Below are 14,364 nucleotides of genomic sequence, written 5' to 3'. Positions count from 1 at the left end.
TAGGAACTGACATGTCCACCGATTCATTGACTGCGGGCAAGCCATCGCGCCGCAAATCGTCCCATGCTGCCACGCCGGGCCCGCAGTCGCCGGAGAACGCGCCGCAGCGCCGCAAGGGGCTGAGCGAGCGCAACCGCCCCTTGTGGATGCTCATCCCAGGCGGCCTGCTGATGGTGATCATCATCGTGGTACCGCTCCTGCTCGGCATCTTCATGTCAGGGCTGGACCTGGACCAGTACTCGCTGCGCAAATGGGTCAGCGCTCCGTTCATCGGAGTGCAGAACTTCGTCGAAGCGCTGACCGCGTCACCTTTGTTGCACGCCATCTGGCTCAGCGTCAGCTACTCGCTGCTCGCCATGGTGGTCACTATCCCGCTCGGCATAGCAGGAGCAGTCGCGACCCAGAACGCATTCAAGGGCCGCGCAGTGATCCGCTCCGTCTTCCTGATCCCCTATGTCCTGCCATCCTTCGTGGTGGCCACGGTGTGGCGGACAATGTTCCAGCCGGGCAGCGTCATCGACTCGGCGCTGCATTCGGTAGGTATCGACCCCGGACTCTGGCTCAACGGGCCCCAGTCATATTGGACGCTGATCCTGGTCCAGATCTGGGCATCGTGGCCGTTCGTCTACCTGCTGGCCTTGTCCGGGCTGCAGTCCGTGGACCATGAAGTCCACGAAGCTTCGGCCCTGGACGGTGCCCTCTGGTGGAACAAGCTCCGCTATGTGGTCTTCCCTTACCTCAAGGGCCCGCTCGCCTTGGCGTTCCTGATCGGCATGCTGCACCACATCAACAACTTCACCTTGCCGTTCGTCCTGTTCGGTGTGCCGGCACCGTCCGATGTGGAGCTCCTCCCGATCCTCACCTACGTCACCAGCTTCCAGAGCTTCAGGTTCGGGCTCAGCGCCGCCATGGCGTTCATTTCGCTGATCCTGATCGCGATCCCCTTGTTCGTCTATCTGCGGGCCGTCAAACTCGACGACGCCGAAACCCCCGGAGGCAAAAAGTGAGCACCACAACTACCGCCGTCGGACGCCAATCGAGCGAAGACTTCCGTCCGGGCTCCAAACGCCAGCACGAAGTCACCAAGCTCCTGCCAGGTCCCATGCTTGCCATCATCTTGACGGCGTTGTGTGCCCTGGTGCTTATTCCGGTGGTCTACATCTTCCTGGCGTCCGTGAACTCGGACATCGGCGTTGCCCGGGGCGAGTTCTTCCCTTCCACGTTCTCCTTTGAGAATTACTCCACGATCTGGTCGAGCGTCGGCCTGGCCACCGGCTTGGCCAACAGCGTTCTCGTGGCCGGTTCCACCGCCGTGGTCTCCGCGCTGATGTCGATCGCCACCGCCTACGTCCTGGTCCGCTACCAGTTCCGCGGCCGCCTCACGATCCTTCGCGGGCTGCTCGCGCTGCAATCGGTGCCAGGTACCCTCATGGTGCTGCCGGTCTTCGTGCTGTTCTCTTCGGCCGCCAGCTACCTTGGCATCCAGGTCATCGGCACGCAGTGGGGCCTGTTCGTGACCTACCTGACGTTCGCGATGCCGTTCTCCACCTGGGTGATGGTCACCTATCTGCGCGGCCTGCCGCGCGAACTCGAAGAGGCGGCAAGGATCGACGGCGCCAGTAACCTGGGCGTGCTGGTGCGGATCATCCTCCCGCTGAGCTGGCCCGGCGTCGTCGTTTCCGGTATTTTCGCCTTCCTGCTCGGCTGGAACGACGTCCTCTTCGCCTCTGTCATGACCCGACCCGAAAGCCAGACCGCCGCCGTCGCGCTCCAAGTCTTCGGTGCTTCGCAAGAAGGCGGCGCGATTCCCTTCTACGGCCAGATGATGGCAGCCTCCCTTGTGTGTGCTGCCCCGGTGGTCATCCTGTACCTGATTTTCCAGCGTTACCTAGTGGGCGGCCTGACCGCCGGAGGAGTTAAGTAGTTATGAGCACGCCAGCTGTTGAATGGGAGCTCTCGGGCTTCGGTGACGAGATCGACGACGACCCCAAGATCCAGATTGCCGTGATGCAGGCATTGGGCGCCAACCACATTGAAGTCCGCAGCGCCTGGGGCACCAACATCGTGGATCTGGATGACGCGCAGCTCCGTGAACTGAAGTCTTTGCTGGATGCCGCGGACATGAAGGTTTCCGCGATCGCCTCGCCGATCGGGAAAGTGGACGTTTCCCTACCCGTGGAGCACGAGGTGGAACGGCTCCGCCGCGCAGTCAACGCCGCGCGTGTCCTGGAATCCCGCTACATCCGGATCTTCTCCTTCTACTACGGCGAAGACGTAGCGGTGGAGAGCATCCGGGATGACGTCATCGAACGCATGCGTGCCCTCGCGGAGGTGGCGGAAGGGGCCGGCGTCGTCCTGCTGCACGAAAACGAGAAGGACATTTTCGGTGACATCCCGGAGCGCGTCCTGGACATCATCGAAACCGTCGCCTCTCCCGCACTCAAAGTGGCTTGGGATCCGGCCAACTTCGTCCAGGTGGGCGTCAAGCCCTTCGACGAGGGTTACGCGAAGCTGCGGCCGCACCTTGAATACCTGCAGGTCAAAGATGCATTGTTTTCGAACGCCACGGTGGTCCCGGCGGGCGAAGGCGACGGCGATGTCCTCCGCACGGTTGAAGCACTGAAGGCCGACGGCTACACCGGCTTCGCCAGCCTCGAACCGCATCTTGCCGGTGCCCATGGCCTGGGCGGTTTCTCCGGCCCGACGGCGTTTGGCATCGCCGCAAGGGCGTTCGCAAAAGTCCTCAATGAAGCAGGAGTGGAAACCAAATGACTGAGGGAAAAAAGAACACCAACGCACCCATCCAGGCAGTAATCGTGGGGTGCGGCGTCATCGGCCGTACGCACGCGGCTGCGGTCCGTGAGTTCCCGGAGGTCGTCATCACGGCGCTCGTGGACGAGATTCCCGAGGCTTCCGAGGCGCTTGCCGCCAAGATCGAAGACCAGGGAGACCCGAAGCCCGCGGTCTTCCTGACGCTGCGCGAGGCGTTCGCGAGCGCTCCGGTGGACCTGGTCATCATCGCGACACCCAGTGGGCTGCACATCCAGCAAGCGCTGGAAGCGCTCGACGCCGGCAAGCACGTCGTGATCGAAAAGCCGCTTGATGTCGACTTGAGCCGGGTGGACGAAATCCTGGCTGCGGCCAAGGCTGCGGAGGCCAAGGGCTTGGTGGCGAGCGTCATCAGCCAACACCGCTTCGATCCGGCCAGCCGGGTGGTGGACGAGGCTCGCCGTGCCGGACGCTTCGGCACGCTGACCTCCGCCGTGGCCTCGGTCAGTTGGTGGCGGAGCCAGGGCTATTACGATTCCGGCGCCTGGCGTGGAACGTGGGCCATGGACGGCGGTGGCGCCATCATGAACCAGGGTGTCCACACCGTGGATCTGCTTCTGTGGTTCCTGGGCCGGCCTGTCGAGATCAGCGCGCAAACTGCATTGCTCGCCCACGAAGGCGTGGAGGTGGAGGACACCGCCGTGGCCACCGTGACCTTTGAATCCGGCGCACTTGCCGTATTGCACGCGACGACGGCGGCGTATCCGGGCTTGACCGTCCGCCTCCAGGTGATGGGCAGCAAGGGCTCCGCAGTGATCGACAACGACAACCTTGAGTACTTCCACGCGTCCGACGCTGCCGATCCTTCGCAAAGCAGCGCCATGGGCATCCTCGGCGGCGGAAACCAGGCCGCCGTCGAACTCGCCAAATACCCGGACGACAAAGTGGAGGCGCTGGACCCCACCGTGTACCCTGCTGGTCATGTCCGCCAGTACCGCGACATCGTCGCAGCGATCCGGGAAGGACGCCCCGCGGGCGTCACTGTGCAGGACGCCGTGACAGCATTGGCTACCGTGCGTGCCTTGTATGTCTCCGCCACCCTGGGCCTGCCCGTGCTGATCGCCGATGTCATCGCTGGCAAGTACAACAACGTGGAGGTCCGCACGGGCAGCGCCGACGCTAACTCTGCTTCCCACCGCGAAGGGGTTTCGGCATGAAGTTTTCGGTGTTCACTGCATCCACACCCGAATGGTCGCCGCAAGAAGCCGCCACGAAGCTTGCAGCCCAGGGGTGGGACGGCATCGAATGGCGCGTCACGGACCAAGCCGAGGCGGCGGAGCCGGGCTTCTGGGCGGGGAATCGTGCTACGTGGCCGATGACGGGTTTGGAAGACTCGATCCCTGAGATTGCCCGCCTCACCGCTGAGTCAGGGCTGGAATTCTCGGGTCTCGGCGGCTATGCACGCTGCGACAACCACGACGACGTCGATCGCGTCCTCGCTGCCACTGCAGCTTTGGGTGCCAAACAAGTCCGCGTGAACGTGCTGCCGCTGGGCAACTCGAATATGGGCGGCCAGGAACCGACAGGACTGTCCTACCCGGATCTCTTCGCTGCTACCCGGGAACACTATGAGTGGGTTGCTGCCCGCGCAGCACACCATGGCGTCAAGGCGCTCGTGGAACTGCACCATGGAACCGTGACCGCGTCTGCCTCCTCGGCCCGGCGATTGCTGGAAGGCATGGATCCCCAGCACGTCGGCGTCATCCATGACCTCGGCAATTTGCTCATCGAGGGCTGGGAATCGCCTTTGCCTGCGCTCCAGCTCCTCGGCCCTTATTTGGCACATGTCCATGTGAAGAACGCCCGCTGGGTCCGCACCGACACGAAGGACGAATCGGGCGCAGCCGTCTGGGTCAACGAATGGGCTCCCTTGGCCGAGGGCCAGGCAAGCGTCCTCGGCTACTTCCGGGCGCTCGCAGATGTTGGCTACGACTCCTGGGTCACGCTGGAGGACTTTTCCACCGAGCTTCCCTTGGAGGAGCGGACCGCGTCTAACTTGGAGTACGTCCGCAAGGCAGCCGCTTTGGCTGGGCTCGCCGTCGTCGATCGCTCTCCGGCATCCTGACGGCGCCACTCTCCTTAAGCGCTCAAGCAGCCGCTTGCTCTTCGGAAGCAAGCGGCTGCTGTGTTGTTTGAGGGTCGCTCAGATGGTGCGCGTTGCCTTAGCCAGGTTGTCCTTGAGTTCGGCGGCGTTCTGCCGAATCACATACGCAGGGCGGTCACGCTCCGCGCGCCAGCTCTCGTCGAGCGGTCCAATGTTGACGGTGTCGAAGCCGAACTCGTCGTAGAGCTTCGCCACGAGCTCGGAGGCCTCAGGGTAGTCGCTGGCTGTGGCAAGCGCGCGACGGTTCACGGTGCCTGCCGGGGTGCCGTCGGAGGTGATCTCCTTCGCCATGATGTGGTTGAAGCCCTTGGCCACTTTGGACGTGGGCAGGTGCTTTTGCAGCAGCCCGGACGTGGTGGCTTCGCCGGCGTCCAAGGCCGGGATACGGCCATCGCGCTCCCAGTAGTAGTTGTTCGTGTCGATCACAATCTTGCCCTCGAGCGGTTCCGCGGGGATGTCCTGGTAGCTCTTAAGGGGAAGGGTGACGACGGCGAAATCGCCCGCCGCTGCTGCCTCGGCCGGTGTTGCGGCGCGGGCCCGTGGGCCTAGCTCCGTCACCAGTTCTGCAAGGGTTTCCGGCCCCCGCGAGTTGCTGATCACTACGTCATAGCCGAGTTCAACCGCTTTGCGGGCGACCTGGCTGCCAATGTGTCCTGCACCGATGATTCCGATTGTTGTCATGTTTGCGCCAACACCGGCCCCTGCGCGGATATTTCGAAGGTTACGGTGGGTGACGCGTGGGACGTGCGGACCGGAGCAGCGCCCCGGCGACGCGGGATTTTCTTCGCGCCACCCAGAATGCCCCACGACACCGGAATTCCGGCGTCGCCGGGCATTCAGCGTGTCGAAGGTCGTGACGCGCGTCGTGGACATTGCCTGACGCCGCCCGTTCTGTCGCCTCCAACGGCTTTACGTAGAATAGGCACCATGACTCCCGCCAGTATCCCTGCAGCTGACGCTGCCGCCGCCCGTGCCCGCCTCCTTGAATTGATCAAAGAACTGGCGGTGGTTCGCGGCAAGGTGATCCTTTCCAGCGGTGCCGAGGCGGACTACTACATCGACTTGCGGCGCATCACCCTCCACCACGAGGCGTCCAAGCTGGTTGGCCAGGTCATGTTGTCCATGATCGACGACGCCGGAATTGCCGTTGAGTGCGCCGGTGGCCTGACGATGGGAGCGGACCCGGTGGGGACCGCCGTGATGCACGCAGCTGCTGATGCCGGCCGCGCCGTTGACGCCTTCGTCGTACGCAAGGCCCAGAAGTCCTACGGCATGGGCCGGCAGGTGGAGGGCCCCTCCGTCGAAGGCCGCAACGTGGTGGTTCTCGAGGACACGTCCACCACCGGGGGCTCGGCACTGACCGCCGTCGAAGGTGTCCGCAAGGCCGGTGGCAACGTGGTGGCGGTAGCCGTGATCGTGGACCGCAACACCGGTGCCAAGGAAAAGATCGAAGCCGAAACCGGCGTGCCCTACCTCTTCGCCTTCGGCAAGGACGAGCTCGGCCTCGACTAACTGGCCCAGACTAGCTGAGGCTCGAACGCGCTTGAAGGGCCGTGTGCCGGTCGGCCGAAACGCCTAAGCTGGCTGCGTGAACTTTCAGGCGGGGAAAATCCCTCGTAAGCAGCGCTGGCAGGACCCGGGCTCCCTTGCCCAGGTTCTCCGCCATGCTGCCGAGCTGAAGAGTTTTTCCCGTCGGACCTTCCTGATTGGCGCTGGCGCTTCGACGGCGCTGGCGGCGGACATGCTGTTTACCCGCCAGGTCCAGGCCGAGCGCCGCACCACCAAGATTCTCCCCGTGGGGGATGACTTCGCGGAGTCCTCTTACCCCAACTCGAGTTGGATACTCTTTCCCGGTTACAAGACCAGCTGGGAAGAAGCCCAATGGATCCTCAACTCCCTCCGAGGATCGCTGAGGCAGAGGGGCCAGCTGGCCGCCGTCGGGTACTCCAACCTGGGGTTGGACGTCGCTGAGGTGGCGGACGCGGTGATCGGCTATATCAATGAGCGGAAGCTGAACACGCTCTACTTCTATGGCCACAGTTTCGGCGGCATGCTGGCCACCGAAGTGGCCGCCCTCCTGCGTGAACGGGACGACGTCGGCGTCAAACTGGTCCTGTTGGATTCTTCGCCGTTCAGTAAGTACGACATCCTCGACCAAAGCTGGTTCGACGGCGTGGTGTTCTTGTACGAGAGTGGCTTCCAGGTTCCGTCGGTGCTCCGCGGCGGTTACGAACTGGGCGAGCGCGTGGTGAACAAACATGAACGCACGTGGGGGCAGATTTGGGACCAGACCCTCGAGCAGCTATCGCCGATCGCACCGTCGAGTGTCCTGATTCAAAGTGAATCGGACTATATCTACCACTTCGACGGCACTCGGTTCACGGACAGGCTGGGGGATACCCGCCTGGCCTTCATCGGAAACCCCCGCGATGACACAGTGAACTACGAGACTGCCCGGGCGGCGTGGGCCAAAACGTTCCCGCTCAACATAGCCTCCACGGGCCTCAGGACCGACGGCGCCCGGCCCGCCCACGCGAGTCCCCAGTGGAACCCCTTTGTCTATAATCCGATCATCGATGACCTGCAGAACGAGCTTTTCCCCTTGCCCAGGGCCGGCTCGCGGGTGGTCATCAATTGACCGATCCCCGCCGCCCCCTAACCTCGCTTCGCTCGGCCAGGGAACCCTGGCGGCGTGGGCCCTGGCTAGGCCATCCGCAGCGCATCCAGCTCTGCGCCGCTCAGTCCGGCGTCGTGCAGGTAGTCTGCCGCACTTCCGAACTCGCGCCCGAACACGTCCAGGAAGTACTCCATGGCAGCCTCAGGGGATTGCAGCAGCATGAGCGAGGGACTGAACGCGTCCTCCGGAACTTCGGGGACGGCCAGCCGCCACGCCGCCGCCATGGTCTCCAACATCAGCGGCAGGGCTGCAGTGCTGGCCGCGTAGTCCGCTACAACGGCTGCGTGGTCCGTGCCGGTCGCGAGGAGCGCCAATGCGGATACGACGCCGGTGCGGTCCTTGCCGAGGGAGCAGTGGATGAGTGTCCGCTTGCCTTGGGCCGCGGGACGGAGGGATTCCGCTACCCAATCAGGGCGTGTCCGGACCCAACCCAGGTACAGCTCCCCAAGGTCTTCGACTGTGTGGATCGTTTGGAGCCCGGCCGAGGCGACACGCGGATCGAGGGGGTTCTCCACGAGCTCCACTGGAGTGTTGGACCCCGTGCCGTTGGCCAGTCGCCACGGCACGATGGCGCGTTCGTACCCGCTGCGCAAATCCATGACCGTCTGGATCCCATGCAGTTCAAAGAAGGCGGCGGTCGCCGCCGCGTCCATGCCGAATGGCTGGCTGCCTCTGAGGATCCGGCCGCCGGCCAGGGAACGCAGGTTCAGCACAGCCATGGTTCGACCTTAGATCTGGTTCTTGAGATCGGCCACTGAGTTCAGGACTTGGTTCGGCCTGAACGGGAAAGCAGCGATGTCCTCGCGTTGGGTGATGCCGCTAAGCACCAGGACGGTGTGCAGCCCGGCCTCCATGCCGGCGATGATGTCCGTGTCCATGCGGTCACCGATCATGGCGGTGGTCTCGGAATGCGCGTCGATCTGGTTCATCGCCGAACGGAACATCATGGGGTTTGGCTTGCCCACAATGTAGGGCTCGCGGCCGGTGGCTTTGGAGATCAGCGCTGCGATGGCGCCGGTGGCGGGCATCGGACCGTCTTTCGACGGGCCCGTGGCATCCGGGTTGGTGGCAATGAAGCGGGCTCCGGCGAGGATCAGCCGGATGGCCATGGTGATTGCTTCGAAAGAGTACGTGCGGGTTTCACCGAGCACCACGAAGTCCGGGTTCTGGTCGGTGAGGATGAAGCCCGCCTCGTGGAGCGCCGTCGTGAGCCCTGCCTCACCGATGGTGTAGGCGCGGTTCCCGGAGTCCGAGCCCCGCACCTGGTCCTTCAGGAACTGTGCCGTGGCAAGCGCCGAAGTCCAAATGTTCTCCTCCGGGATTTCCAAGCCCGAGGAGCTCAGGCGGGCCGCCAAGTCCCTCGGCGTGAAGATGGAGTTGTTGGTGAGCACGAGGAATCGCTTGGAGGTATCCACCCAGCGTTGGATTAGTTCGGCCGCTCCGGGAACCGCCTGGTTCTCGTGAACCAGCACTCCGTCCATGTCGGTGAGCCAGCATTCAATCTCGTGTCCGTTGCGGTAGAGGGATGAGCTCTCCGGGGCCTCGGTTTCGTTCTCCATGCTTTTCCTCCGCGTATTGGCTGGTTCTCGTCCCAAGTCTTTCATCTTTCGGTTCTTGAGACACCCGGGTGTCCAGCGTTACGGCACTGGGTTTCGGCGCCGCAGGCGGTACTGCCCGGGCTAGGGTTGAGGAGTGACTGACCGGCCCCAGAACCCAGCCCCTACCGATACCACTGCTGTCTCGTCTATCGACCGTGAGCTAGACGCGAAGCCGGAGGTCGGCGTCGGGCCCTGGGAAGGTGATTGGCCGGAAGGCGAGCAATGGGATCCGGACCTCCTGGCGGACGGCGACCGCCGCAACGTGGTGGACAAATACCGGTACTGGAAGCACGAAGCGATCGTGGCGGATCTGGACGCCCACCGGCACGATTTCCACATCGCCATTGAGAATTGGCAGCACGACCTGAACATCGGCACCGTGGTGCGCACCGCCAACGCGTTCCTCGCCAAAGAGGTCCACATCATCGGACGACGCCGGTGGAACCGTCGCGGGGCCATGGTCACCGACCGCTACCAGCACGTCCGCCACCACCCCACTGTGGAGGACTTCGTGGCGTGGGCGCAGGGGGAGGGGTTGGCGATCATCGGCATCGACATTTTCCCGGATTCCGTGCCGCTGGAAACCTACGACCTTCCGCGCAACTGCGTGCTCGTGTTCGGACAGGAAGGCCCCGGATTGACGCCCGAGGTGCACGACGCCGCCGTTGCCACCCTGTCGATCGAGCAGTACGGTTCTACTCGCTCGATGAATGCGGCGTCGGCTGCGGCAATCGCGATGCACGCCTGGATTCGTCGGCACAACTTCGGGCAGCGGGTCTCCTGACGCCTTTTCTTACAGACGGTCCGCAAGTGTTACCCGTCTCCGTGACCGGAAACACGGTGCCGGATTCTTCAGTCGCTAGGATGGTGTCTAGCCGTATAGGTCTACTCCAGGGTCAACAAAACCCACGGACGAAAATCAGCATAGGAGTCAGCATGCCCATCGCAACCCCAGAGATTTACTCCGAGATGATCGACCGCGCGAAGGCCGGTGGATATGCGTTCCCGGCAGTGAACGTCACCTCGTCGCAGACCCTGAACGCCGCCATCCGCGGCTTTGCCGAGGCCGAATCGGACGGCATCATCCAGGTCTCCACCGGTGGTGCGGCCTACTGGTCCGGCGCATCCGTCAAGGACATGGTTGCCGGCTCCCTGGGCTTCGCGGCTTTCGCCCGCGAGGTCGCCAAGAACTACAACGTGAACATCGCCCTGCACACGGACCACTGCCCGCAGGACAAGCTCGCGGACTTCGTGCTCCCGCTGCTGGCTGCTTCCGAGGAAGCCGTCAAGGCCGGCAAGGACCCCATCTTCAACTCGCACATGTGGGACGGCTCGCACGAGACGTTGGAAGACAACTTGCGCATCGGTCGCGAACTCTTGGAGCGCGCAGCTGCCGCCAAGATCATCCTCGAGGTTGAAATCGGCACGGTTGGCGGCGAGGAAGACGGCGTCGAGAACGAGATCAACGAGAAGCTGTACACCACCACTGCAGACGCCCTCGCCACCATCGAGGCCCTCGGCGCCGGCGAGAACGGCCGCTACCTGACGGCCCTGACCTTCGGTAACGTCCACGGCGTGTACAAGCCGGGCAACGTCAAGCTCCGCCCCGAACTGCTCAAGCAGATCCAGGCCGAGGTCGGTGCGAAGATCGGCAAGACCAACCCGTTCGACCTCGTCTTCCACGGCGGCTCCGGCTCCACCGAGCAGGAAATCGCGGATGCTGTTTCCTACGGTGTCATCAAGATGAACATCGACACCGACACCCAATACGCGTTTACCCGCCCGGTTGCCGGTCACATGTTCTCGAACTACGACGGCGTCCTGAAGGTCGACGGCGAAATGGGCAACAAGAAGACCTACGACCCCCGCGTCTGGGGAGCCTCCGCCGAGGCCGGCATGGCTGCCCGGATCGTGGAAGCCGCCAAGCAGCTCGGTTCGGTCGGCAAGACCTTCTAATGTCCGACGAATTCCGCAAGAACCTGATGGGCCCGGAGCCGACGCTCCTCCCTCCCGAGACCGAGGTGTACCAGCACCTTGCGTTGGGGCAGGAGGCCCTGGATCTCGTAGCCAAGTACCCCACGTCTTCGTTGCTGTGGGCGATCCTGGCCGAGGAAGCCTGGGCTGAAGGACGAACCATCGATTCGTACGCGTATTCGCGTGTGGGTTACCACCGTGGACTGGATTCGCTGCGCCGCAACGGTTGGCGCGGCGTCGGGCCCATCCCGTGGGAGCACGAGCCCAACAGGGGATTCCTGCGCGCTCTGTACTCCCTCGGCCGGGCATCCGCCGCCATTGGCGAAGCCGAGGAACCGGAGCGGATCGAGAAGTTCCTGAACGACTCCGATCCTGCTGCGAAGGCAGCGATCGAAGGCTAGAAAAGCTGAGAAGACGCCGACGGCGGCCGCCCACGTAAGGTGGGGCGGCCGCCGTCGCGCTTTCCTCGCCCAACTGACTCGCAGTTAACGTCGTTTAGACGCCTCATAACGACATTAACTGCGAGTCAGTTGGGATTGCGGGTCCTAGGAGACGGGGGTGAGGCCGGTCCGGGCCATCGCCTCGGCGTAAGCGCCATGGATGAGGTCCAGGTACTCCTGCTGGCGCGTAGGGGAGCCCGCGAAAGAGCGCCCACCCAGGGAGCGGACCTTGAACGTCTTGAAGCCGCGGCGGTGGATGCTCTGCGGGGCGGCCTTCATGAGCTGGTCTGCCAAGCGGTGGGCTTCATTGCCGTGGGCTACCAGCACGGAGGTGCGCGGCACGATCGCGAGCAAACGCAGGAGCGGCTTGAGGCCTTCGGTGATGTCGGCGGGAGTCAGCTTGCCCGGCTCTCCGTCCGGTTCGATCCACGGGTACACGTTCCACGGCATCATGAGTTCCGGACGCAGGCCCAACTGCCACTGCATGCCCACCATGCGGCTGGTGGCTTCTGCGTCACCCGGGACAATGAAGCCCGAGCCCTCCGTGGTGCGGGTGTTGGAGAAAAGGCTGATGATGCGGCATTCGTCAACGCTGTGGGCGGGGTCCACGTAGAGGACTTCGCTGCCCGGCTTCTGTTCTTTGAGGGAATCGCAAAGCCCCGTGACCTCGGCGATGTGGGGTTCGAAACGTCGGTTCCAGAGCTGCTCTTCGAGTGAATCAGTCGCCAGGTCTTGCATATGGGCTTTGGTCTCCTACGTGTAGCGAGGCGCACTTATCCGGCCGGGAACGGTTGGCCGCGACCGGTCGGGGTTGGGTGCTGTGTTGGGGGCTGGTTAACTCTACCGGAACGGCGGTGAGCTGTGGGGTGAATCGGGACTTCTGTGGTGGGACTCTCGACGGCGGCAAGCGGCGCGACCGTTTAGCTGCGGCCGGGTTAACTGAAACGGCACCGCCTCGATGAGCTCGAGACCGTGCCGTTTTCGAAACGCCTGTTACTGCTTGTTGTCGTTCTGGTCGTGGTTTTCCTTGGTGCGGGAAACCACCGTACCGTTCGATTCATTCAGGATGAACTTGACGTCCCGCACGTTGTCAAAGTTGAACATCGCGTTGATGGATCCGGCTTTGGCGTCTGCCGACGAGTCGCCAATCTGGCCCGTGCGCCAGTTGTCCTCGATGAAGCGAAGGATAGAAGCCTGGTCCGTCTGGGTGTGGTCCACGAAGTTCTTCTTGGCGAAGGGGGAAATCACCACAAGCGGCTGGCGGGGGCCGGGGCCGCAACGGTCGGCATAGCCTCCGGCCATAGGCACACCCTTGTTGTATGCGTTGAGGCACCATGCGGCGTCGTCAGTGGTGTTCGAGGAGTTCTTCACACCGGCAGCGACGTGGTCGTACCAGCCGTCCGAGTCATCGTAGGCCAGGACGATGGCAGTGTTTTCCCAGTTCTTCGAGTTCTGGATGGCGTTCACCTGTTGCGTGATGAACTTCTGCTCGTCCAGGGGGTCGGAGTAGCCAGCGTGGCCGTCCTGGTAGTTTCCCGCCTTCAGGAAGGAGACGGCAGGCATGTTGTCCGAGTTGACCACCTTGGCGAAGTCCGTGGTGTCGTACTGGTGGTTGGCCTGACCGTTGTGTCCGATCTCGTCCACGCTGGCCGGAGCAAGGTGGTGCGGGTTGGACGTTGACTTGTAGTACTGGAACGGTTGGTGGTGCGGGTTGTAGTCCGTCACGGTGGCGCCTGCAATGTTGGTGTGAGTGGCTATGCAGGCCGCCGGAGTGGTGGCCGTCGCCGCCGTCGTCGGGGCAAAGCCGCCCTGGAACCAGCCCCAGCTGACTCCCTTGTCGTTCAGCAGGTCACCGATGTTCTTGCCCTGCATGCCGGCGAGGTTGTTCTTGCTTGCATGGCTCTTGTTGGAGCAGTCGTCATAGACCGGATCCGGGTCCTCCGTCATGGTGCCTACGCCGTTGGCGTCGGGGAACTTGACCGTATAGTCGCTGCTTGCGGGCTTGACCGGCTGTCCGTCCGCAGTGAACTCCGTGACGCCGTGGGTTTGGCCAGACACCAAGTTGAGCGCGCCGGGGCTGGACGGGCCGAAGACGGTGCTGAAGTGGGAATCGCTCATGGCGAAGTTCTGGGCGTAGTTCCAGATTCCTGTGACCGTGTTGCCGTCGTAGTAGTCCATGGTGAGCCCAGGGCGGCCGAACTGGCCACCCGAGCAGGTATCCATGCTGGTGTTCTCGACGAACTTGTTCATCAGGCCACCGTTGTAGGCCTTCTGCTCCGCGGTGTACTCGTGGTCCTGGTCGCAGGTGATTGCCTGGCCTGGCGTCAGCCGCTGGGGCTGGGCCGAGTTGGGGTTGTTAGGTGCCAGCAACTTGTCGTGGGCGAGGGTGGCGATGTTCTTGGGGGTGTTCTTGGCCGCCGTGAACGTCGGAGCCGCTGCGCCACTGCCTTGCTGGGTTTCGCCCGCGGTGTTTGCGGCCTGGGGGTACGTCGCGAAGTAGTGGTCGAAGGAGACGTTCTCGCCGAAAATCACCACAACGTGCTTGATGGGCGTCGCGGTTCCTTTATGGTCGTCATTGGACGAGGCCGAGGCGGGCGTCATGCCGAACCCGATCATGCCGGCGGCGATCGTGGATGCGGCGAGGGCCGTCGCCCCGCTCGCCAGCAAAAAGCGCTTGTTTGGAATTTTCATGGAGTTCCCTTCAGGTCACGGGCAGCGCCCGGCCGGATATCCGGCTGTCGG

15 protein-coding genes are annotated in these 14,364 nt (G+C 63.4%); 10 read left to right on the top strand and 5 right to left on the bottom strand.

All coding sequences use genetic code 11. The features are described 5' to 3' along the window. The first annotated feature begins 11 nt into the window (after positions 1 to 11). From HNP00_RS19515 to HNP00_RS19495, 5 genes are all read left to right on the top strand, one after another. Positions 12 to 1,007 carry a carbohydrate ABC transporter permease gene (locus HNP00_RS19515; RefSeq protein WP_184741374.1) on the top strand — a complete coding sequence of 332 codons (996 nt, stop codon included), beginning with the start codon at positions 12 to 14 and terminating at the stop codon, positions 1,005 to 1,007. Between the two features lie 95 nt (positions 1,008 to 1,102). After that, positions 1,103 to 1,924 carry a carbohydrate ABC transporter permease gene (locus HNP00_RS19510; RefSeq protein WP_221451671.1) on the top strand — a complete coding sequence of 274 codons (822 nt, stop codon included), beginning with the start codon at positions 1,103 to 1,105 and terminating at the stop codon, positions 1,922 to 1,924. 2 nt (positions 1,925 to 1,926) lie between these two features. Then, positions 1,927 to 2,772, top strand: a complete 846-nt coding sequence (locus tag HNP00_RS19505) for a sugar phosphate isomerase/epimerase (protein ID WP_184741372.1) — start codon at positions 1,927 to 1,929, stop codon at positions 2,770 to 2,772. Beyond that, positions 2,769 to 3,986: a Gfo/Idh/MocA family protein gene (locus tag HNP00_RS19500; protein WP_184741371.1), complete on the top strand. Its 1,218-nt coding sequence runs from the start codon at positions 2,769 to 2,771 to the stop codon at positions 3,984 to 3,986. Before HNP00_RS19505 ends, HNP00_RS19500 begins: the two co-directional genes overlap by 4 nt. Continuing rightward, entirely contained in the window at positions 3,983 to 4,894 is a 912-nt protein-coding gene (locus HNP00_RS19495; RefSeq protein ID WP_184741370.1) for a sugar phosphate isomerase/epimerase, read from the top strand. Before HNP00_RS19500 ends, HNP00_RS19495 begins: the two co-directional genes overlap by 4 nt. A 78-nt stretch (positions 4,895 to 4,972) precedes the next feature. Here HNP00_RS19495 and HNP00_RS19490 read toward each other — a convergent pair whose 3' ends face one another. Next, the gene (locus HNP00_RS19490; RefSeq protein WP_184741369.1) at positions 4,973 to 5,614 is read right to left on the bottom strand and encodes an NAD(P)-binding domain-containing protein; all 642 of its coding nucleotides are present in this window, start codon (positions 5,612 to 5,614) and stop codon (positions 4,973 to 4,975) included. 246 nt (positions 5,615 to 5,860) lie between these two features. On the opposite strand from HNP00_RS19490, the gene pyrE reads away from it, so the two are divergent. Together pyrE and HNP00_RS19480 are read left to right on the top strand one after the other, a co-directional pair. Next, positions 5,861 to 6,445: an orotate phosphoribosyltransferase gene (gene pyrE, locus HNP00_RS19485; protein ID WP_184741368.1), complete on the top strand. Its 585-nt coding sequence runs from the start codon at positions 5,861 to 5,863 to the stop codon at positions 6,443 to 6,445. Positions 6,446 to 6,521: 76 nt separating this feature from the next. Beyond that, positions 6,522 to 7,571, top strand: a complete 1,050-nt coding sequence (locus HNP00_RS19480; protein ID WP_311770624.1) for a thioesterase domain-containing protein — start codon at positions 6,522 to 6,524, stop codon at positions 7,569 to 7,571. Positions 7,572 to 7,636: 65 nt separating this feature from the next. Here the strand turns inward: HNP00_RS19480 and HNP00_RS19475 are convergent, their stop codons facing one another. Both HNP00_RS19475 and HNP00_RS19470 read right to left on the bottom strand, forming a co-directional pair. Then, positions 7,637 to 8,329, bottom strand: a complete 693-nt coding sequence (locus HNP00_RS19475; RefSeq protein WP_184741367.1) for a tyrosine-protein phosphatase — start codon at positions 8,327 to 8,329, stop codon at positions 7,637 to 7,639. Positions 8,330 to 8,338: 9 nt separating this feature from the next. Continuing rightward, entirely contained in the window at positions 8,339 to 9,169 is an 831-nt protein-coding gene (locus HNP00_RS19470) for an HAD-IIA family hydrolase (RefSeq protein ID WP_184741366.1), read from the bottom strand. A 187-nt stretch (positions 9,170 to 9,356) separates the two neighbouring features. Here HNP00_RS19470 and HNP00_RS19465 point away from each other — a divergent pair, with 187 nt between their 5' ends. The 3 genes from HNP00_RS19465 (at position 9,357) to HNP00_RS19455 (ending at position 11,583) form a co-directional block, all read left to right on the top strand. Next, positions 9,357 to 9,992 carry a TrmH family RNA methyltransferase gene (locus HNP00_RS19465; protein WP_184741432.1) on the top strand — a complete coding sequence of 212 codons (636 nt, stop codon included), beginning with the start codon at positions 9,357 to 9,359 and terminating at the stop codon, positions 9,990 to 9,992. Between the two features lie 80 nt (positions 9,993 to 10,072). Then, positions 10,073 to 11,164 (top strand): class II fructose-bisphosphate aldolase, encoded by a 1,092-nt coding sequence (gene fbaA, locus HNP00_RS19460; protein WP_260405074.1) that lies wholly within the window; start codon positions 10,073 to 10,075, stop codon positions 11,162 to 11,164. Beyond that, the gene (locus tag HNP00_RS19455; RefSeq protein ID WP_184741364.1) at positions 11,164 to 11,583 is read left to right on the top strand and encodes a DUF3151 domain-containing protein; all 420 of its coding nucleotides are present in this window, start codon (positions 11,164 to 11,166) and stop codon (positions 11,581 to 11,583) included. The genes fbaA and HNP00_RS19455 overlap by 1 nt, the downstream gene beginning before the upstream one ends. A gap of 144 nt (positions 11,584 to 11,727) precedes the next feature. Here the strand turns inward: HNP00_RS19455 and HNP00_RS19450 are convergent, their stop codons facing one another. Beyond that, the gene (locus tag HNP00_RS19450; RefSeq protein WP_184741363.1) at positions 11,728 to 12,360 is read right to left on the bottom strand and encodes a uracil-DNA glycosylase; all 633 of its coding nucleotides are present in this window, start codon (positions 12,358 to 12,360) and stop codon (positions 11,728 to 11,730) included. Between the two features lie 255 nt (positions 12,361 to 12,615). After that, a complete protein-coding gene (locus tag HNP00_RS19445) occupies positions 12,616 to 14,313 on the bottom strand; it encodes a phospholipase C (RefSeq protein WP_184741362.1) in 1,698 nt (565 codons plus the stop codon). Positions 14,314 to 14,364 lie beyond the last annotated feature (51 nt).

This window comes from Arthrobacter sp. AZCC_0090 (genome assembly GCF_014207375.1).
Taxonomy (GTDB): Bacteria; Actinomycetota; Actinomycetes; order Actinomycetales; family Micrococcaceae; genus Arthrobacter.
Note: the sequence above shows the minus strand (reverse complement) of the source record. Positions and strands in the feature narration are given on the sequence as shown.